A 22,056-nucleotide genomic window follows, 5' to 3' on the forward strand; every position below is an offset into this window, starting at 1 on the left:
TGCCTGATTCCGGTTTTATTTTAATAGGATATACACCTGTAATCTTAAATAATGGCAATGAATCCTATCAGGGATATATTGTCAGAACAGATAAAAATGGAGATGTTTTGTGGACTAATGGGTTTAGTGGAGGTATTAAAAGTGAAACCTTTCGTACTATGGTAGTAAAAGATGATAATATTTATATTGTCGGCTCTACTGGTTCTTATGGAGAAGGAGGTACTAGTATATTATTTATTAGTTTTTCACTTGGATCAGGAGCACTCAATTGGTTTACGGTTTATGGTTCTGACACATCTGATGATGTAAGTAAACTCATTACTACTGACGATGGTGGATTTTTGTTTACCGGTGGTTCACAAAGCAGTATGTATATTGTCAAAACTGATTCTCTGGGTTGTGTAGAACCGGGTTGCCATGTAGTGTCAAATGTCCGGGATGACGTTGAAGATGAAGTGCTTGAAGTGCAAATTGCCGTTTATCCTAATCCGGCTTCGCACTTGCTCAACATTGTGCTTTCCGGAAATATGCAGGCAAATAGCTACTTTATAACCATGACAGATATCTTAGGCAGACAAGTTGTTTCAAAAAATGTAGCGTCTTATCTTACTAGTATAGATGTTACAGCTTTGACTTCAGGCATGTATGTAGTAAATGTATTCAAAGATAACGTACACGTTGCCGGTAAGAAGGTGATAGTTAGATAGTTACGATAGAAAAAACCGGGATTTGATTTAAGAGCCAAGAAAAAACATGCTGCTAAGTCCCAAGAGCCCAAGACCCAAGGAAGTAATTGAAAATAAAAAGTTTATAAAGTCTGAAAGGAATAAGGTAACAATTTATGTCAAAATTAAGATGGAAAATGGAAAATGGAAAATGTGGGGGGAGCTCACTCCGGTTGGCATCGCCGCAGCCTGAGCGTTTTGTGTTGAGCGGAGTCGAAACAAGTCGAAGGTAGTACTGAGTAAAAGTCTCCATATTAATATAGAGACCGCATTCGCTCCGCGTCTCGCGAGCGTAAGTGTTGTACAGCCTCCAGCTGGCATTCAATGTTCTAAGACTATTTCTTAAGTTAGATTTTACATAATTTCAAGTCCGCTGACTTCGACTCCGCTCAGCCACCTATCTACCTTTCAATAAACTGTTTAAACCTACCCCCAATCAGGAGATTATCACACTTCAAGCTTGCCCGCAAGGCTCCCCTCTTGAAGCTACCAATGACGGTGTGGTGTGAGGCTGTTCTCTGTCCATTTTCTGACTAAAAACAGCAATTCCAATTCAAAGACAAACCACTCGTCCCTCTCTAGCAATAGAGAGGGTGCAGGGTGAGTCATATATAGAGCATGATGAGATGGCTTCAAAAGTCCCAAGAGCCCAAATTTCAAGAGCCCAAGACCCAAGAGAGATAAATGGCAAATTTATGATAGCAAATGTAAAATACGGGGAACCTCCCGATCCGAATTGCAAAACAAAAAACTTATTGAATCATAACGCGGCTCGATAGTAGCTTGTCTCCGGTTTGGACACTTATTATGTACATACCCGTTTTCAAATCTTCAACATTTATACTTAATGTTTTGTAATCCTGATTGTGAAAAGCTTTTTGTTTAATCTCTCTGCCTTTTATATCACTTATCATTATTTTATTGATAGTAGTGAATTGCTCAAAACTTATATAAACATTGGTATTCGCAGGATTAGGGTATAAGTTTAAGGTATTTGTATTTTGCTCAGCAATAAATGATACATTTTCATCAACTTCAGCAAGTCCGGGTCTTAATTCACTCAAGGCCATTCTCATTACCGCAATTTGTCCTTTGGTAAACATATTCATACAGTTTTCATCACTGTAATCCATAAAATTTTCAATCATATCCGGATAGTTTACAGGAGAAATAACGCAAGTGTTTTTGGTGTAATCACAACTTTGGTCAGAAGAACTTGCTGAGTTTGGTGTATCGTCAATGCCATCATCAACATCACAGCCGTCACCTCCGCCAAAACCACCTCCGTCACCCCAAATATGTCTTAGTCCAAGATAATGACCTACTTCATGTGTGGTTGTTCTGCCTCTGTTTACAACTTCAAGCGGACCTACTGCTTCCGGGTTATTTCTACCAAACACCTGATAATGAACGACCACTCCTTCCAGATTGGGATCATTTGGGAAAACATCTGCCGGCCAGTTCGGAGCACCAACAGGAGGGTAAGCAAAACCAAGAACCGCCGGCATTTGATTACCGCCAAAGCTCAATGATAAATTGCAAACCCAAAGATTCATATACTGATCCGTTGGCCAGGCATCTTTACCACCTTCAACATCTAATTTTACATTGTCAATTGCTTCAAAATCTAAAAAATTAAAAAAGGTTTCAACACTTGTCTGTGTCCGGGTAATCCCATCGGTTGGATTTCCGTTAGGGTCCGTTTCCGCAAGAAAAAACTCTATACCGGCATCACCTGCATAAGGTTTAAATATCTCTCTGGTCATGCTGGTATCTGCATTTCTCCTTCTGAAATCTTCATTCAATACTTCAATCTGATTGTGAATTAAAGAATCATGTATGTTTTCCTCAGGTGTATTATAAACCACATGTACTACAACCGGAACTCTGTAAATTACAGAATCTGTCATATCTCTCTGAGTAGATGCCAAATCATAGATGTAATCATATGTTTGATCAAACGCTTGTCTGAATGCTGGATTCTCTTCTTTTTTATGCTCCAGATATTCATCTGTCAAACAACGAATAAATTGATCTGAAAATGCGGGAGAAGCGAGTAAAGCAAAGGCTGCTAGAAAGAAAAATAATTTTTTCATGAAGGTCTTTTAATGCGTGAAAAATGTTTTTTTATATTAAAAATAAACACATACTGATATTATTTTGTGACTAAGTTATAAAAATACCCGAAAAAACCCTGATGTTTGTTCTGTTTTTTACAGAGTTATATATATAATGCCTGTTTTTGATTCTAAACTCATGCCAAATCTTAATGATTTTATTATTTTAGCGTTATTGAGTAATGGGCTTTTTTTAAAAGATAAATAAGAGAAAAATGGAAGTAAAAGACATAAAAATGGTTGCCATTGCAGGAGCAGGAACTATGGGAATTGGAATCGCTCAATTATCTGTGATAGCAGGACATAACACATTGCTGTTTGATATAAATAAAGATGCTTTGGAAAAGGCTAAAAAAGCCCTGGACAAAAACCTGAACAAAGCAATTGAAAAAGGAAAATTAAGCGAAAGTGAAAAAAATAAAGCATGGGAAAGAGTCTGTTTTATTAACAATCCGGAAGAGCTAAAAGGGGATATTATTATAGAAGCCGTTGTGGAGCGGCTTGATGTAAAACAGCGTTTATTTCAAAAAGCTATTGATTTAAATGGAGAGAATACCATTTTGGCTACCAATACCTCCTCCATACCAATTACACGCATTGCTGCCGGTTTAAGCAAACCGGAAAATGTAGTAGGAATGCATTTTTTTAATCCGGCTCACATTATGAAACTGGTAGAAGTTATTTCAGGAGCCGCTACACGTCCCGAGATTGCAAATTTAGTATTTGATTTAGCAGAGAGCTGGGGCAAAACAGCCGTTATGGCAAAAGACAGACCGGGCTTCATTGTTAATAGAGTTGCCCGTCATTTTTATGTTGAATCCTTAAAAGTTCTCGAAGAACAAGTTGCCACTCACGAACAAATTGATATGTTAATGGAAAGCTCAGGTTTTAAAATGGGCCCCTTTCGCTTGATGGACCTGATAGGCGTGGATACAAATTTTTCAGTAACTTCTTCTATGTTTGAGTCTTTTCACTATGATTCAAAATTTCGCCCAAGCATTATTCAACAGCAAAAAGTTGAAGCAGGACACCATGGGCGAAAAAATGGAAAAGGCTTTTATGACTACTAAGTTTTTTAGCCTGAACTTCTGGGACTTAACAATTCTTTATCAATAGCCCCCTTTTAAAAACGAATAGGTTTCAACTTCATTAAAGATTTTTTATACTTCTGTATGCTCCTATCTTTTTTGAGGTTAATTTTACACTCAAATAAGCCCTTTAATCAGGAACCACTCAAGCAAATCAATTATGTTTAAAATAAACCTTTCTCAACTGCTCACTATATTTTCTTTGGTGCTCTTTGCCACAGCCTGCAATCTTTTTAAACCGGTTCCTGAAAAAGACTCGATATCTACCACCGTTTTTTTAGAAACGCCTTTTTCAAAAACAATCACCCCTGAATATTTAGAAGAAAATTTGGGAAGAAGGTTGAAAGAAGAAAAGATTCCGGTTAGCAATATTCACAACCCCGAGCAAACTGACACTGTCTTGGTTATGCATTACAGAAGCAGTAGTTTTTACTTTTATCTGACATCTGATAACAGAGCCTTGTTTTATGAAGCAAACATTAAAAACCCACGCATTCGTCTAATTGCAGACTTGCGGACAGGAATAAAAAAAGATGCTTTCAGGGAAGCTTTCAGGGATATTAATGAGCTGGATTCTGACACATTACAAGTTATAGAAGATGAGTTCAGTAAAGCTATTTTTGAATTCAAAAGAGATCGTTTGCAAAAAATTAAAATTGAAAATTACCTTGATTAAGAGCTATGTCCGGTGAAAAAGAATTTTTCCTTTTAGAAGATAAACTGATATCAAAAGAACTTTTTGATGAAATGTTTTTTTGTGACTATGAGGCCTGTAAAGGAGCTTGCTGCGTAGAAGGTGACGAGGGAGCTCCACTGCAAAGCAAGGAAATTATACAATTAGAAGATGATTTGGAAAAAATACTTCCGGAGTTGGATGATTCCGGTCGGAAAGTCATTCAAAAGCTTGGTGTATTTATAAAGAAAAAAGGTGGAGATTACAAAACACCTTTAGTTAACAACAGAGCATGTGCCTTTACTGTTTTTGAAAATGGAAAAGCCCTGTGTGGAATTGAAAAAGCTTGGAAGGAAGGAAAAACATCCTTACAAAAACCGGTTTCTTGTCACCTTTATCCAATCCGGATTCGATCGGAAAATGGTATGGACATTTTGGAGTATGATCGCTGGGACATATGTTCACCGGCATGCAAACTTGGTAAAAGTCTGGGGAAGCCTGTTTTTAGGTTTGTAAAAGATGCACTTATAAGAAACTACGGAGAGCAATTCTACCTTGAATTAGAAAATTTATATAGTTCATATAAATCTTAAAGACCCTTTTAATTATAGGAAACAGACTCCTATAGTACGAAACTATCATCTGTTTTCGCTTGCTCAACTAAAAAATACAAATAAGTTTATTATTGTTGTAGAAATTATTTTACTAACTTGAATTTAAATTTAAGTCCGGTTAGATTTTTTAAACGATTTGTGGGAAAACTGATTCCATAAACAGTCATTGAAAATTAAATAAATAAAATGATATCAACTTTACGTATTCTCAGTCTGCAAATAATACTTATTTTCTCCATAGGCAACCTAAAAGCCCAGGATGATTTTGGAATAGAAGATTTTTCTACTAAAATTACTGTGCCAATTCCAATGCCTGACGGAACAAACTTAATGACAGATATCTATCTACCCGTAACCTCTAAAGATTTAAGTATTAGTGTAGACATCCCTTTAATAGGTGAAACCACAATTGATTTAATACCTTCCGGTACGCAGTTGTTTTACTATCCGGAACTAAACGGTCAGCCCAATCCAAATCCCTGGCAGTTACCACTGGTTTTTACCAGAACACCTTATAATAAAGAAGGAGATATGACGGGTAGAATTGTTACTCTTTTTGGATATAGTTATGCACTTCAGGATATGAGAGGCAGGTATTCTTCAGAAGGGGTTTATTTTCCGATGTATAGTGATAGCTGGGCAAAAGCTCCCTATCATCCAAATTATGGACACATTTTAGATATTACAGACCTGAATGACCCGCGAAATGGGAATTTTCATGAAGATGGATACCACAGCCTGCAATATCTTACACATAATTTAATGCGGGAGTATGATTTGAATGGAGATGGAAACATTGATACTGTAGACTTGCTGGCAAATGGAAGCATTGGCATGTTTGGTGCTTCAGCGCTTGGAAACACTCAGTATCAGGCTGCTGCGGCTTATCCCATTGATCCGGAGGGGCCGGGACTAAAGGGCTTGCTGGCTATTGTTGCTACAAATGAGCATTACAAATACACGGGTTTTCAGAATGGTGTTTTTAGAGACCGTATTGTGACAGGTTGGTTGAAAGGGCAGATTTTTTCCGGTACAAATGACGACCTCAATGATATAGATGATAGCATCGACAATGCCATACATTCTTCAGCAGATTATGGATTAACGAATAAGTTCGATGCTGCTAATATGGCAATAGACCACTTCTCAACAGTCAGATATGAGGGAGGTCCGGCAGGTTATTACCCAAACAGTATTGGCCGCTTAGATATGGATGCCAGCAGAGCAATGATTAATGAAAACGGTGTTGGAGATTTGAACGGAACAATAAGCAGGTATACCAATAAAGAGGTTCCTACCTATCATCTTACCGGTTGGTGGGATATATTTACTGACGGTCAGATTGAAACAGCCAATTTAATGAGGCACTATTTAAGTCATGATTTTGGTAACAGAGACAAGCAAAAATTAGTAATCGGGCCCTGGGCTCATCAGACAATTGGAAGCAGAAGAACAGGTGATATGTTCTATAAAGAAAACGTTTCTGACGTCATGGGAATCGATATCGGTGATTTAGATATTGATAATTTAGAGGTCGCCTCTGTAATTGGTTCAGAATTGATTTCATGGTTTAGGTATACCCTTAACTATAATGATTACGCTAATATAGGAGAGCCAATGGTAAGAATTCCGGAAAGTAATGTATGGCAAGGTTCTTCATTGGGTTCTGTGAGAGTTCCGTCAGCGAATTTTGACTTTTCTTTTAATGAATTATTAAACTTTTTAAACGGTACCGGCGGGCTTAACGGATTAGCTATTGAAGTAGATATCCCCTTTATTGGTATTCAAAGTCTGGTTTTGGATATCCCTGCCACGGGCAATCCTATTATTGCAGAATTATCAGGAAATGAAGAAATTCCTGAAATTGGGTTTGTAGATTTCGCTAATGATGTCCCAAATGTGAGAATGTATGTGCCGGGTCCTATTGATGATGGCATTTCAGAAAATGAAAATCTGGGAAATTACTGGTTAGAGGCAGATACCTTCCCTTTTACGAATAACATTCATTGGCAAAACTACTATCTGCATCAAAATGGAACTATTGATAATAGCAAACCAAATCATGATGAAGGTTTTAAAATTTATGTTCACAATCCGGACGATCCGATTCTTACCGTCGGAGGAGCAAATATGATTGTCAGAACTCCGCTGGGAGACAGAGACAGTCAGGGTCAGATGGATTTAGCTAAGCCCGAGCACGCACCTTATACCATGGACAGAACCGGTGTTGTAAGCTTTGAAATGGAAATAACAGAAGACTCTCTTTCTATAGTTGGGTTTCCCGTGATGAACTTATATGCAAAATCAAATCCGGGAGGTGTAACAAGCGGACCTACAGACACAGATTTCTTTATACGCGTTTTAGATGTCTATCCGGATGGCAGAGAGTATTTTGTTGTGGAAGGAGCGGTAAATGCAAGAGCAAGAGATTATGCAAGAGCTTTGGTGGATAATCCGGAAGGAGAGTTGTTTCCTTTCCAAAATGATGATATCCCATTTACGAATATTCAAATCGGAGAAATTTATGAGTATCGCTTCGGATTAATGCCTATAGCATATACCTGGGGCAAGGGCCACAAAATGAAAATACTTATTTCAAGTAGTAATTTTACGAGATATCAGGTTAACCCTAATTTGCCGATTGAAGAAAATGAGTTTTTCAGAAGAAAACCTTCCGATGGCCGCTCATATGTATTCAACGGGCAAGAATTAATGCCGAGAATTGCCGTGCAAAGAATAGCTTTTAGTCCCGAACACCCAACGCATATAGAATTGCCTGTTTACAATACAAGCTTTACATCCGTTAATGAAATTTTATCTTCTTCTAAGAATGATTTTGATGTTATGGTCTTTCCCAATCCGGTAAATGACAAAACCGGTATTTATTCAAGCTATAATGGTAATGTTGAAGCCAAACTTTATAATAGTCTTGGGCAGCTGGCAGACAGCTGGAGTTTTTCTCATACAGATGTGAGAGATTTTTCAAAGCTCGACTCCGGATTGTATTTTCTGCAAATCACTGATAGAGAAAATAATCGGACAAAAACCATTAAAATTTCAAAAAATTAACCCAACTCTTTTTCGGAGTTACAAATCTAATTTTTAATGTTAAAGAAAGCACTAACTTTTGTTTGTTTGACCTGTTTATACATCCCTCTAATTTTTGGTCAGACAGTAATTAATGGATTGGTAAAAGATTCTGATACCAATGAGCCCCTGATTCAAGCGAATATAGTAGTAATGGAAACCCAACAATTGGCGGTTAGTGATGCTATGGGTAAATTTTCTATAGAACTGAATGTAGACCTGCCTGTAGAACTCAGGGTTTCTTATATCGGATATTCAGACAAAAAAATACTTATAGAATCTGAAAGTGCAGATTTGATAATATCATTATCTCCACAGGTAATTCCGGGACAGGAAGTGGTCGTGTCAGCATCCAGAATCAGTGAAAGAATCATGGAGTCTCCCGTAACTATAGAGCGCATGAGCATTAGAGATATTGAACAGGCAGCATCCGGTAATTTTTATGAAACGCTGGGAGATATGAAAGGCGTGGATGTGGTAAGTTCGAGTTTAGGCATGCAGATAGTCAATACCAGAGGGTTTAATACAACCGCCCCTGTAAGAATTGTTCAGTTTGTGGATGGAATGGATAATCAAGCTCCGGGATTGAATTTTCCGGTTGGAAATATGGTTGGGGCAAATGATTTGGATTTACAAAGCGTGGAACTAATTTCCGGTCCGGCATCTGCACTTTATGGCCCCAACGCTTTTCAGGGAGTTATAAACATGACGACCAAAACCCCCTATAATTTTCAAGGCATTAGTGCTCAGATAAAAGGAGGAGAACGCTCACTGATTGAAGGTCAGTTTAGGATTGCCAAAGCTTTTGGTGAAAATGAACGTTTCGCTGTGAAAGTAACGGGTTCTTTCATGCAAGCAGACGATTGGATTGCCGATAATCCTGAATCTAACCGATATGGTGACATAGAAACAGAACAAGATTTAAGTGCAATTGTGCGACAGTTGCAGTTTGACGAAAGTTTGTCTCAAAAAGAACGTGAAGACTTCGTTGCATTAAACAATTATCTTGATTTTAATCCCATAGCAAATCCAGGGAAACAAAACATTGAAGCGCCGGGATATATGGAGTCTGAATTGTCTGAGAATACTATAAAAAGCAATAAGCTGGCAGCAGCATTACATTATCGGTTTAATAATTCACTGGAGGCTTCTTATAATTATAGATTTGGAAACGGAACAGCTATATACCAGGGAGCAAACAGATATAGCATAAACAATATAAGCTTTCAGCAACATAAATTAGAGCTAAGTGGCAGACAATTTTTAGTTAGAGCATATACAACTCTTGAAAATGCAGGAGATTCTTACGATTTAGTTTTTACGGGTATAAATTTATCAAGAGCAGGTGTTGAAAATTACATCTCTGAGTATCTCGCAGAATATTTTGATCAGTTAGATTCACTGACAAATGGATTTGAAAGAGATGCCCGCTTAGAGTGGGTAAACATTGCACATGCAGCAGCTAAAGAAAAAGCACAAAACGAGGGATGGTATACTTCAGAATCACAAGAGTTTGACTCTTTAATTAATGCAATAGTAAACAACCCTGATTTGGAATCCGGTTCTCGCTTTGAAGATAAATCTTCATTACAGCATATAGAAGGTCAGTATAATTTCAACTTTGACTTTGCTGATATTATAGCAGGTGTTTCTTTCAGAAACTACAGTCCGCGTTCTTTTGGTACAATATTTAGCGATACTCTGGTAAATCCGGCAGACACTCTTGAAAACGGCAGATACAACCCAAATGCTGAATTTGTTTCACTTAATACCCAAGAGGGGGGCGGCTTTATTCAAATTTCAAAACTTTTGTTTAATGAAAGACTTCGATTAATGGGTAGTGGCAGGGTTGATAAACATATGAATTTCGACTTGCAGTTTTCTCCAAGAGTTGCAGCCATATACTCTCCGAACAGAAATCATTCAATCAGAGTTTCCGCACAATCAGCCTTTAGAATGCCAACTCTGCAAAATCAATATATTTTGTTAAATCTGGGTCCTATTACTTTAAAAGGAAACCTCAACGGTCATGAAAATCTTTATACCCTGGAGTCAGTTGAGAATTTTCAAGAAGAACACGACAGCAATTTTGTGGTTAATCCATTATTGCTGGACACTATAAGTCTGGCTCCATTACAGCCCGAACAAATGAAAACCATAGAGCTTGGATACAGGGGGATTTGGCAAAATAATTTTTACTGGGATATTGCGGTTTTCTATTCGGTTTATGAGCAGTTTATCGGCGAAATAAGAGTGGCAAGACCTTCCGGTGATGCACTGGCCGGAGAAACAAGTGGTGAAGATGCTATTTTAACGGGTAATTATGAATTGTTTCAAATTCCGGTAAATGCAAAAGAAACAGTTAGTAGTATTGGTGTTTATGCAGGAATTAACTATTACTTTGGCTCGGGTTATTCAGCAGGAATAAACTATTCATTTAATGAATTAAATACCGAACAACTTAATGATCCTATAATTCCGGGTTTTAATACTCCTAAAAACCAGTTTGGTATCCAAATGAGCGGAAGGGATGTCTGGAGAACATTCGGGTTTAATGCTGCTTTCAGATGGAGAGATGAGTTTAAATGGCAAAGTACTTTTGGAGATGGCGTGGTTCCTTCTTATCACACCCTTGATTTGCAATTAAATTACCGGATACCTGAGTGGTACAGCACTGTACGGGTTGGAGCTTCTAATGTTTACAACAATAAACATCTGCAGGCTTACGGCAGTCCGCAAATAGGAAGATTAATGTATGCAAGCTGGACGGTAGATTTAGGGTTTCCGGTGCGTGACTAAGGTTTTTTTAAGCGAGTATAAAAATCTTTCATCAAGCTTATTTTAAATTATCAGGTATTCGCTAATTTATTTACTTTTGCAAAGTTCGGTATACAACCATATCAATATGTTTTGAATGCAAAATTTAATCCCTTTTTCAGAAGAGAAATTAGCTAAGTTACACAAACCCAGAAAAGGTGAAACGAGAGTAGGGGATATAATTTTATGCTGTGAAGACAATCTTGAAAAAACATTAAAAGAAGAGAAACCGGATTATGTCATTTTAGGTATTCCGGAAAGTATTGGCCCCCTTGCAAATTATGGAAGACCGGGTGCTGAAAATGCTTTTGATGCTTTCCTGCCGGCTTTTTTAAGCATGCAGTCCAATCGTTTTTTTACTCCTAAAAAAATACTGATAGCCGGCAGTATTGATACGGCAGACTTAATCAAAAAGTCCAAAAAAGTTAAAGAGGTCTCAGATCTTGGGGTTATTGTTTCTGAGCTGGATAAAATTGTAGAATCTGTTTTAGATAAAGTGTTTGAGATAAATGCAGTACCATTAGTCATTGGCGGAGGTCATAATAACGCATATCCGATAATGCAATCTGCTCATAAATTTTTAAATAAATCTTGTAAACTCAATATTTTTAATGTTGACCCACATGCTGATTTACGCGAAACTGACTACAGGCATAGCGGGAATCCGTTTTCATTTGCTTTGGAATCCGGGATTTTAAATAAATACTTTGTGTCTGCTATGCATAAGCCTTACAACAATGAGATGATGCTTCAGAAAATGTCCGGGAATAAAAAGCAGATTAAATTTGATTTTTTGGATAAGAGCTATTCTTTTAAAAAGACAATTAAGAAAGCCGATAGGTTTTTCAGCGATTCGGAAGATAAAGTATTGGGTTTTGAGTTTGACATGGATTCAATTGCCAATTTCCCGGTAAGTGCACTAACGCCTATGGGTTTAAGTGTTAATCAGGCAGCAGAATTAGTTTCAAGAGTTTGTGAACAATTTAATCCTATATATTTTCATTTGCCTGAAGCCGCTCCATCAGAGAATGCAACAGAAAAAATTTTAACAGGAAAAGCATTGGCCTGGCTGGTTTATACATTTTTAAATTCAAGAAAATGAAGGAAAGATTGGCGGGTTTAATGACAAGCCTTATTTTTAACACTTTAATAACACAAGAAGTTTAACATTATTCCTCACTATAGAGTTATTTAGCGGTTTATTTCAATCCAGTAAAAAGAACTTAAGTTTATGGACTACGGCATATTAGATTTTTTACACCTTATCGGCTCGCTTTGTGTTTTCGTATTTGGTATGAAAATTATGAGCGATGGTCTTCAAAAAGCTGCAGGTCCCAGACTTAAGGGTATGCTGGCCGGTATGACATCCAATCGTTTTATGGGTGTTTTGACAGGCTTTTTGATAACGGTTTTACTTCAAACATCTTCCGGAACAACGGTGATGGTTGTTAGTTTTGTAAATGCCGGTCTGTTGACTTTAGCTCAGTCAATGGGAGTAATTATGGGAGCCAATATTGGGACAACTCTTACAGCCTGGATGATTTCCCTTTTAGGCTTTAAAGTAAATGTACTCTCAATAGCTATAATAGGGATGGGCTTTGCGCTTCCATTTTATTTTTCCGGAAACAAAACCAGAAAAAGTTTAGCAGAGTTTGTAATTGGGTTTGGTATACTTTTTATTGGCATTGAATATCTAAAGGAAAGCGTTCCGAATATTTCAGAAAACCCGGAAATGCTCGCTTTTTTAGAGACCTACACACAATATGGATTTTTCTCAATACTACTCTTTGTGTTGTTTGGAACAATTCTAACAGTAACCGTCCAATCCTCCAGTGCCGCCACAGCAATCACTTTAGCGCTCATTTATCAGGGGTATATTGATTTTACATATGCTGCAGCTATTTTTCTCGGCGAAAACATAGGCACAACCATAACAGCCAATCTCGCCGCTCTGGTCGGAAATGTTCATGCAAAAAGAGCTGCACGCTTTCACTTTATATTTAATATCATTGGGGTCGTTTGGGTGTTGTCAATATTTACACCCTTCTTAGGCTTTATAGATTACATACTCACCTCATTTTTTGACATGTCTCCTTTTGTTGACGATATCGCTGAAAGGGGGCAGAATATGGTAATTGCAATATCTGTTTTCCACTCTTTATTTAACATTTTGAATGTTATTATCTTTATAGGTTTCCTTAAATTCTTAGAAAAATTAGTGATTAAAATCCAGCCTTCTAAAGGGGATGTTGATGAGGAGTTCAGACTTAAGTATATAAGTGCAGGAATTCAAAACTCCTCTGAATTATCATTGCTGGAGGCTCAAAAAGAAATACAAATGTTTGCAAAACTCATTGATAAGATGAGCTTTACGACCGGTGCGCTGCTTTTTGAAAAACACAAAAATCCGGAAAAGCTATTAAGCAAACTCAATAAAAGAGAGGGCATAACGGACAACATGGAAGTTGAAATCACGAAATTTCTGGCGCTGCTTACGGATAATGGTTTGAGTGAAAGGGGGCAAAAACAAGCCCGTGGCATGATCCGAATGGTCAGTGAGCTTGAGAGAATCGGTGATTTATTTAATTTAATGGGCAGAAACTATGAGCGAATGGTAGACCTGAATGTTAAGCTGCCGGAAGAAGGGAAATTAGAATTGAAGGAAATGCTTGAGCTGATATTTGACTTTATAAAAGTAATGCGCGTAAACCTGGGTAAAAATTATGACCAAATAGATTTGGCTCAGATTTATGCAATGGATAAGCGTATAGACAGGAAGCGTGATGAGATACTTGAAAATCATTACGTAAGGCTGGAAAAAGGGGTATATAGTGCTCAGGCAGGAGTAATCTTCCTGGACTATGTCAACAGGCTCGAAAAAGTAGGGGACAATATTGTGAACATTCACGAAGCTGCAATAGGCTTAAAATTGGAAAAAAAAGAGGCTAAAATCATATAAATCCCAACTTTTTAGATATAAAGTCCCTATGATTTAATACGCAGACTTATTTTTTATTAATTTTGTGCCCTGATTTTGTGTGTTTAAAGATTTTTAAATATTTTAAGTTATCTTTTCAGCCAAAAAAATTTTAAAACAAAGAAGTCTTTTTCGGAAGTCTTAAATAAAAAATGATGAAAGGAATTATTTTAGCAGGAGGTTCAGGTACAAGATTACATCCCATCACATTTGCTATTTCTAAACAGCTAATGCCCATTTTTGATAAGCCTATGATTTACTATCCGCTGTCAACATTAATGATGGCCGGAATAAAGGAAATTTTAATTATTTCAACCCCTGAGGATTTGCCATCATTTAAAAAGCTTCTTGGGGATGGGAAAAAACTGGGTTGTCGTTTTGAATATGCTGAGCAACCGGAACCCAAAGGGCTTGCCCAAGCTTTTACAATTGGCGCTCCATTCATCGGAGAGGATAAGGTTGCCCTCGTTTTGGGGGATAATATTTTTCATGGTGTAGGTTTAGGGAATTTATTGTCAAAAAACATAGATATTGAAGGAGGGTTAATTTTTGCTTATCATGTAAATGACCCTGAAAGGTATGGCGTTGTAGAGTTTAATGAGAACAATGAAGCTATTAGTATAGAAGAAAAGCCGACTAATCCAAAGTCAAACTTTGCTGTACCCGGTTTGTATTTTTATGACAATAGTGTGGTAGATATAGCTAAAAACCTGAAGCCAAGCGCAAGGGGTGAATTTGAAATTACAGATATTAACAAAGAATATTTGAAAAGAAGAAAGTTGAGCGTAGCCAAACTTGACAGAGGAACAGCCTGGTTAGACACGGGAACTTTTAATTCCTTAATGCAAGCTTCTCAGTTTGTACAGGTAATTGAAGAAAGACAAGGTTTAAAAATTGGATGTATAGAAGAGGTGGCCTTTAGAAAAGGCTTTATAAACAAAGAAGAGCTTAAAGCTTTGGCCGAACCATTAATGAAAAGTGGATATGGACAATACTTGACAGGCTTGCTGAATTAAAGAAAATAAAAATGAATAAAATACTTGTAACCGGTGGAGCCGGTTTTATTGGCAGCTGTTTAGCTGAAAAATTAATTGAAGATCCTAATAATTTTGTAGTCTTAATTGACAACATGCTCACCGGAAAACCGGAGCGTCTTCCTCAAGCAAAAACAGATAACTGGAAATTTATCAAATGCGATACAAACCTTATAAATGATATCACTCCTTTAATGGTTTCTTATCAGTTTGATTATGTTTTTCATTATGCTGCTGTTGTCGGTGTGCAAAGAACGCTTGATAACCCGGTAAAAGTTCTTGAAGATATAGACGGAATAAAAAACATCCTTTTATTGTCCAAGAATACAGGTGTTAAAAGGGTCTTTTTTGCCAGCTCTTCTGAAGTGTATGGAGAACCAACTACATTGCCACAGAACGAATACACTACACCTTTAAACTCAAGGCTTCCGTATGCCGTTGTTAAAAATATTGGAGAAGCTTTCTGTAGATCGTTTAAAACAGAGTATGATCTGGATTATACTATTTTTAGATTCTTCAATACCTACGGACCAAAGCAAAGTACGGATTTTGTCATGTCAAGATTTATTAATTCGGCTTTAAACAATGATGATATAACTGTCTATGGAGATGGTTTACAAGCCAGAACCTTCTGCTTTGTTGGTGATAATATTGAAGCGACTACCAATGCATTTTATCAGAATAAAATCGTTAACGACACTGTAAATATCGGTTCAGATGTAGAAATAACTATTTTAGACCTGGCGAAAATAATCATAGATGTCACAAATTCCCGCTCAAAAATAGTACATCTACCTCCATTGCCTGAAGGTGATATGTTACGCAGAGTGCCGGACATTACAAAAATGAAACAACTTCTGAACAGAGACCTTCTTACTCTAAAAGAAGGAATTACAAAGGTTGTAGAAAACTGGCAGGGGAGTCCAATCCAAAAAGTATATTCATAAATGTCTAAAGTTCTCGTAACCGGTGGATTAGGGTATATCGGCTCACATACCATTTTGGACCTTTTAGAAAGAGGTCTTTCAGTAGTATGTGTGGATAATTTATCTAAATCAGACCCTAAAACTCTTGATAGAATTGAGCGTATCACTGGGAATAAAGTCCCTTTTTATCAAACAGATATATGTGATGATGCTGCTCTTGAAAAAGTTTTTGAGAAAGAAGTAGGCATAGAGTCTATCATTCATTTTGCTGCATATAAATCAGTACCTGAATCCGTAAAATATCCGCTAAAGTATTTCAAAAACAATGTTAACGGATTAATGGTTTTGATAGAAAAAGCACAGAAATACAAAGTTAAAAATTTTATATTTTCATCTTCCTGCTCCGTATATGGAGAGCCCCAAAATTTGCCGGTAACAGAAGATACCCCTATTGGATTAGCACTATCTCCTTATGCGGCAACCAAACAAATTGGAGAACAAATTTTAACACAAACCGTAGAAAATACGGAAGCTTTCAGCTTAGTTATTCTACGTTATTTTAATCCGGTTGGGGCACATCCGGAAGGTAAGTTAGGTGAGTTGCCCTTACAATCACCGGACAATCTGGTTCCTTATGTAACTCAAACAGCTATAGGAAAACGAGAGCAATTAACAGTTTTTGGAAAGGACTATCCTACAAAAGACGGCACTTGCATAAGAGATTATATACACGTAATGGATATAGCAACGGCCCATTCTCAGGCAATAAGTTTTGCTCGCGAAAAGCTGAAGGCCGGCCAAACAGATTTTTTTAATCTTGGTAGTGGAAAAGGATATTCTGTATTGGAAGTCCTTAATACCTTTGAGAAAGTAAATAATGTGAAAGTAAATTATAAATTCGGGGCAAAAAGACCCGGAGACGTTACTGCTGTCTTTTCCAGTAATGATAAGGCTCGTAGCCTTTTAGGCTGGAAAATTAAATTTAATATTGAAGAAATGATGGCTTCTGCATGGAAGTGGGAACAGTTTTTGCAGGGTGAATAATAACACTATTAAAAGCCATTTTATGCGGATTATTTTCTTATTAATTACCGTTTCTTTATTTACCTTTTCTACCTATGCTCAAAAATGGGAAGCAGGAATTTTTCTTGGGGGGTCTAACTATATGGGAGACTTAACCGTTGGATATCTGGATCTAAAAGAAACCCACACCTCAATTGGTGCTTACGGACAGTATAATTTGAATGAACATTTTAGTTTCAGGGCTGGCTTTTATTATGGAACGATTTCCGGTAACGATGCCAATGCAGATTCGCCTCAAAGACAATTGAGAAACTTAAGTTTTCAAAGCAGAATTTACGAAGCAGGTTTACACACATTGTGGTATCCTTTCCCCAATAAAATTTATATCAGAGATAATTTGCTTAGACCTTATTTCTTCACAGGAGTAGCTTTATTTCATTTTAACCCTCAGGCATACTATATGGGAGAATGGGTTGATTTACAGCCTCTGGGAACGGAAGGTCAATATATCGGCTTTGAAGATCGCCAATATTCACTTACTCAAATATCTATCCCAATTGGAGCCGGCTTTAGCTATGATGTAACTGATGCATTTTCGGTTGGAATGGAAGTAGGTGTTCGTAAAACCTTTACTGATTATCTGGATGATGTGAGTACAACTTATGTCAGCAACAGAAGATTACTTGAAGAGTCAGGCCCACTATCGGCCGCCCTGGCTGATCGGTCAGGTGAAGTTCAACCCGGACATAAATACACAGAGCCGGACACCAGAGGAAATCCGGGAAACGACGATTGGTATGTTTTTGCCGGAGTGAATCTGGGCTTTAAGCTGTTTACGCAAAACGAAAGACAAAAAAGATTGAACTGTAAATTTTAACCAATTTGAAAGCCAGAGCATAATTAACTATATTTGGTATTCGCAAACTATAATCAATGATAAAAATAAATCGCAGTTTAAGCCTTAGCTTTATTTTAATGCTTTCTCTAAGCATGTTCTCCTGCAAAAAGGGAGGGATAAATATCTTTACTTTGGAAGATGATAAACAGTTGGGACTACAGGTATCTGAGCAAATTGCATCAAACCCTTCTGAATTTCCGATTTTAAGCGAGAGTGCATATCCCGAAGCCTATGCTCATATTAATAGAATAATGAACGCGGTATTGAACTCAGGTGAAGTAAATTACAGAGATGAATTTGACTGGCAAGTGAAAATTATTCATGACGATAATACCCTGAATGCTTTTGCAGCGCCGGGTGGATATATGTATTTTTATACCGGTTTAATTAAGTTTTTAGACACGGAAGATCAGTTTGCCGGAGTAATGGCTCATGAAATTGCACATGCTGACAGAAGGCACAGCACACAGCAACTAACGAGACAATACGGAGTTTCTACACTTTTAGGAGTAGTGTTAGGTGAAGACCCCGGTCTATTAGCAGAAATTGCGGCCGGATTGGTTTTTTTAAGGTTTAGCAGAAATCACGAAAGAGATGCCGATAAACATTCGGTCATATATTTATGTCCAACGGACTATAATTCAGCAGGAGCTGCCGGATTTTTTCAAAAAATTGAATCTTCAAATTCAACCAGTCCGCCTGAATTCCTAAGCACACACCCGAATCCCGGAAACAGAGTTACAGATATTAATGAGAAAAAAGTGGAGCTTAATTGTACCGGAGAGGAAACCTTTCAGCAATCATATCAAGACTTTAAAAACAGTTTACCTTAAAGAATGACATTGATTAAAACAGTTAGAGGAAAAACTCCCAAATGGGGAGAAAATTGTTTTTTTGCAGACAATGCAACTATAGTTGGCGATGTTGAAATGGGCGATGATTGTAGTGTTTGGTTTAATACTGTAGTCAGAGGAGATGTTCATTATATAAAAATCGGCAATAAGGTAAATATCCAAGATGGGGCAATTATACATTGCACCTACCAAAAAGCACCCGTGCATATTGGGAATAATGTAAGTATCGGACATGCAGCAATTGTTCACGGCTGTACATTAGAAGACAATGTGCTTATAGGAATGCGAGCCGTTGTTATGGACCATGCCGTGATTCAAAAAAATAGCCTGGTTGCCGCCGGATCGGTTGTTCTTGAAAATACAATAGTTGAATCAGGCACTATATATGCCGGAGTACCTGCAAAAAAAGTTAAAGAAATCAGCCAGGAACAATTCAATGAAATTATAAAAAGAATTTCAGACAATTATGTCATGTATTCCGGCTGGTTCAAAGAATAAAATCCTGCTTTTTTAGTGAACACTATCTCCTTAATCACTGATTACGGTTTATATTTTTTAACTTCGTTTTTTTTCAATACTGTAGATTAGATTCAGTTTTCAGTCTGATATTTATGGCAAGATATTTTATCCATTTAGCTTATCACGGGAAAAATTATTCCGGATGGCAAAGACAGTTAAAAGACAGAAGTGTCCAGCAAACAATCGAAGAAATTCTGGCAAAATTTTTCAATGAAGAAATACGAATTATGGGTTGTGGCAGAACAGATGCAGGGGTACACGCTTCATCCTATTATGCTCATTTTGATACAGAAAAGCCTTTGCCGGAAGACTTTGTCCATAAATTAAATTGTTATTCCAGACAGTCAATTGCATTCTATTCGGTTGAGAAAGTAAGCAATGATGCACATGCCCGCTTCGATGCGATTAAAAGAAGCTATGTATATAAAATGCATTTTGAAAAAGACCCGTTTAAATATGGATTGTCATGGATGTATGCTTTAGGAAACAAACCGGATTTTGAATTGATGAATAAAACAGCAAAAAAGTTGTTAGAATTTAAGGATTTTGAAACATTTTGCAAAACGGGAGGTTCTAATAATACATTTTTCTGCAACTTAAGTCGTTGTGAATGGATTAGTAAAAATGATGATGTTGACTGGGAGTTTCATATTTCATCAAATCGCTTTCTGAGAGGGATGGTTCGTTTAGTAGCCGGAGGGCTGATTTTGGTTGGCAGAGGAAAAATAGGTGATGATGAATTTTTGGAAACCGTTTTGAATAAAAAAAGAATAAGAATTCCATATGCTGTTCCGGCCTGGGGGTTATACCTCACGGAAGTTGTTTATCCGGATCATATTTTGTTGAATGAAAATTAAGAATTGGCTGTAAATAATAAAAATGTTAACCCGAAACCAAAAGTAGGGGTGCTTCTTCGAGTGTTAAAACTGGTAAAACCATTTAGACTGGTTTTTGCAGCCGCTACCTTTTTAGCTTTGATTCTCGCTGTTTTGGCACCTTTAAGGCCATTTCTGGTATCCATAACTGTCGATTCCTACATATTGAATTTCGACATGAAAGGATTGCAAACAATGGCGGCAATATTAGTTGGGGTGCTGTTGGTAGAGTCTTTTTTACGCTACTTTTTTATTTACATGACCAATTGGCTGGGGCAGTCCATAATAAAAGGTTTACGGGTGCGGGTATTTAATCATCTGGTAGATCAAAAGCCACAATTTTTTGATAAAACACCCATAGGAACTTCAACGACCAGAACCATTAATGATGTAGAAACAATTAATGACATATTCAGTCAGGGTTTAATTACAATTATCGCAGATTTGTTAACCCTCTTTGCCGTTATAGGCTTTATGCTTTATCAGGACTGGAAGCTGACATTAGTCAGTTTGGTTACTTTTCCTTTATTAATATACAGTACCTACGTTTTTAAAGAAAACATAAAAAAAGCATTCAATGATGTAAGAACTCAGGTTGCCCGAATGAATGCATTTCTACAGGAACACATTTCAGGGATGCGTATAATTCAGATTTTTGCAGCCGAAAAAAGAGAAATGAAAAGGTTTGATGAAATTAACAATAACCATAAGCAAGCCAATATAAATGCAATTCTCTATTACTCTATATTTTTTCCTGTAGTTGAAGTAATTCTTGCCAGTGCCATTGGTCTTATGGTCTGGTATGGAACAAATAGCGTTATAAACTATGAAACTACTCTGGGAATTTTGATAGCCTTTATCTTATACCTTAACATGCTTTTCAGACCATTGAGAATGCTCGCAGATAAATTCAATTCATTGCAAATGGGCATCGTTGCTTCTGAAAGGGTTTTTGGTCTATTGGATAATGTTCAAAAAATAGATAACAATGGAAGCCTGAAGCCCAAAAAAATTGAAGGTCGCGTAAAATTTGAAAATGTTTGGTTCGCCTATGAAAACGATGATTTTGTATTAAAAAATATTAATCTGGAAATTCAACCCGGTCAATCGGTAGCAATAGTTGGAGCTACCGGCTCCGGAAAATCATCTATCATTAATGTTTTAGCCAGATTTTATGAATTTCAAAAAGGTGACATCAAGCTCGACGGAATTTCAATCAGAGACTATGATATTTATACTTTAAGAAAGTACTTTGGAATTGTGATGCAGGATGTGTTTCTGTTTTCAGGCTCTATTATGGATAATATTACACTGAACAATCCGGATATTTCACGGGAACAAGTAATAAATGCTGCTAAAGAAGCAGGTGCTCATGAGTTTATCTTGAAGTTACCTCTTGGTTATGACTACAAAGTAATGGAAAGGGGACTTACGTTATCAATGGGACAAAGACAGCTAATTTCTTTTGTTAGAGCACTGGTCTATAATCCTCAGATATTGATATTGGATGAGGCTACTTCATCTATAGACACTGAAAGTGAAATGATTATTCAGCATGCTACAGAAAAGTTAATCACAAACAGAACCTCAATAGTTGTTGCCCACAGACTTTCAACAATAAAGAAAGCAGATGTTATAGTAGCTTTACAAAAGGGAGAAATTATTGAAATTGGAAATCATGATGATTTAATGAAATCAGACGGTTACTATAAGAAATTACATGATATGCAGTTTAGCAAGCAACTAATAACAGACGATAATATCACTTAACTTAATAAATCTATTTAAGGTCTTTGTGGTCTCACTATTTTCGCGGAAATTTGCAATTT

17 protein-coding genes are annotated in these 22,056 nt (G+C 37.0%); 16 read left to right on the plus strand and 1 reads right to left on the minus strand.

Annotated features, from left to right (window positions below):
- A partial coding sequence (locus EA412_11660) for a T9SS C-terminal target domain-containing protein (GenBank protein ID TVR77240.1) occupies positions 1-707 on the plus strand: 707 nt, incomplete at its 5' end.
- Between the two features lie 770 nt (positions 708-1,477).
- Here the strand turns inward: EA412_11660 and EA412_11665 are convergent.
- Positions 1,478-2,821, minus strand: a complete 1,344-nt coding sequence (locus EA412_11665; protein TVR77241.1) for a T9SS C-terminal target domain-containing protein — start codon at positions 2,819-2,821, stop codon at positions 1,478-1,480.
- A gap of 236 nt (positions 2,822-3,057) precedes the next feature.
- Between EA412_11665 and EA412_11670 the strand changes: the two genes are divergently transcribed.
- The 15 genes from EA412_11670 (at position 3,058) to EA412_11740 (ending at position 21,997) form a co-directional block, all read left to right on the plus strand.
- Positions 3,058-3,912 (plus strand): 3-hydroxybutyryl-CoA dehydrogenase, encoded by an 855-nt coding sequence (locus EA412_11670; GenBank protein ID TVR77242.1) that lies wholly within the window; start codon positions 3,058-3,060, stop codon positions 3,910-3,912.
- A 178-nt stretch (positions 3,913-4,090) separates the two neighbouring features.
- Positions 4,091-4,606 carry a hypothetical protein gene (locus tag EA412_11675; GenBank protein TVR77243.1) on the plus strand — a complete coding sequence of 172 codons (516 nt, stop codon included), beginning with the start codon at positions 4,091-4,093 and terminating at the stop codon, positions 4,604-4,606.
- A 5-nt stretch (positions 4,607-4,611) separates the two neighbouring features.
- Positions 4,612-5,196: a DUF3109 family protein gene (locus EA412_11680; protein ID TVR77244.1), complete on the plus strand. Its 585-nt coding sequence runs from the start codon at positions 4,612-4,614 to the stop codon at positions 5,194-5,196.
- 207 nt (positions 5,197-5,403) lie between these two features.
- Entirely contained in the window at positions 5,404-8,286 is a 2,883-nt protein-coding gene (locus EA412_11685; GenBank protein ID TVR77245.1) for a CocE/NonD family hydrolase, read from the plus strand.
- Positions 8,287-8,322: 36 nt separating this feature from the next.
- Positions 8,323-11,103: a TonB-dependent receptor gene (locus EA412_11690; protein ID TVR77246.1), complete on the plus strand. Its 2,781-nt coding sequence runs from the start codon at positions 8,323-8,325 to the stop codon at positions 11,101-11,103.
- 115 nt (positions 11,104-11,218) lie between these two features.
- Positions 11,219-12,223: a hypothetical protein gene (locus EA412_11695; protein TVR77247.1), complete on the plus strand. Its 1,005-nt coding sequence runs from the start codon at positions 11,219-11,221 to the stop codon at positions 12,221-12,223.
- A gap of 129 nt (positions 12,224-12,352) precedes the next feature.
- Complete coding sequence (locus EA412_11700) at positions 12,353-14,080, plus strand: Na/Pi cotransporter family protein (GenBank protein TVR77248.1); 1,728 nt, start codon at positions 12,353-12,355, stop codon at positions 14,078-14,080.
- A 173-nt stretch (positions 14,081-14,253) separates the two neighbouring features.
- A complete protein-coding gene (gene rfbA / locus EA412_11705) occupies positions 14,254-15,114 on the plus strand; it encodes a glucose-1-phosphate thymidylyltransferase (protein TVR77249.1) in 861 nt (286 codons plus the stop codon).
- Positions 15,066-16,079: an NAD-dependent epimerase/dehydratase family protein gene (locus tag EA412_11710; protein TVR77250.1), complete on the plus strand. Its 1,014-nt coding sequence runs from the start codon at positions 15,066-15,068 to the stop codon at positions 16,077-16,079. The genes rfbA and EA412_11710 overlap by 49 nt, the downstream gene beginning before the upstream one ends.
- A complete protein-coding gene (gene galE / locus EA412_11715; GenBank protein TVR77251.1) occupies positions 16,080-17,102 on the plus strand; it encodes a UDP-glucose 4-epimerase GalE in 1,023 nt (340 codons plus the stop codon).
- A 22-nt stretch (positions 17,103-17,124) separates the two neighbouring features.
- Positions 17,125-17,958 carry a hypothetical protein gene (locus EA412_11720; GenBank protein ID TVR77252.1) on the plus strand — a complete coding sequence of 278 codons (834 nt, stop codon included), beginning with the start codon at positions 17,125-17,127 and terminating at the stop codon, positions 17,956-17,958.
- Between the two features lie 56 nt (positions 17,959-18,014).
- The gene (locus tag EA412_11725; GenBank protein TVR77253.1) at positions 18,015-18,812 is read left to right on the plus strand and encodes a peptidase M48; all 798 of its coding nucleotides are present in this window, start codon (positions 18,015-18,017) and stop codon (positions 18,810-18,812) included.
- Positions 18,813-18,815: 3 nt separating this feature from the next.
- On the plus strand, positions 18,816-19,331 hold the full coding sequence (locus EA412_11730) for a gamma carbonic anhydrase family protein (protein ID TVR77254.1): 516 nt from the start codon (positions 18,816-18,818) through the stop codon (positions 19,329-19,331).
- Between the two features lie 113 nt (positions 19,332-19,444).
- Positions 19,445-20,209, plus strand: a complete 765-nt coding sequence (locus tag EA412_11735; GenBank protein ID TVR77255.1) for a tRNA pseudouridine synthase A — start codon at positions 19,445-19,447, stop codon at positions 20,207-20,209.
- A gap of 3 nt (positions 20,210-20,212) precedes the next feature.
- Positions 20,213-21,997, plus strand: coding sequence for an ABC transporter ATP-binding protein (locus EA412_11740; protein TVR77256.1), 1,785 nt, complete (start codon positions 20,213-20,215; stop codon positions 21,995-21,997).
- Positions 21,998-22,056: the final 59 nt, after the last annotated feature.

It is taken from the genome of Chitinophagaceae bacterium, assembly GCA_007695095.1.
Lineage (GTDB): Bacteria > Bacteroidota > Bacteroidia > Chitinophagales > REEL01 > REEL01.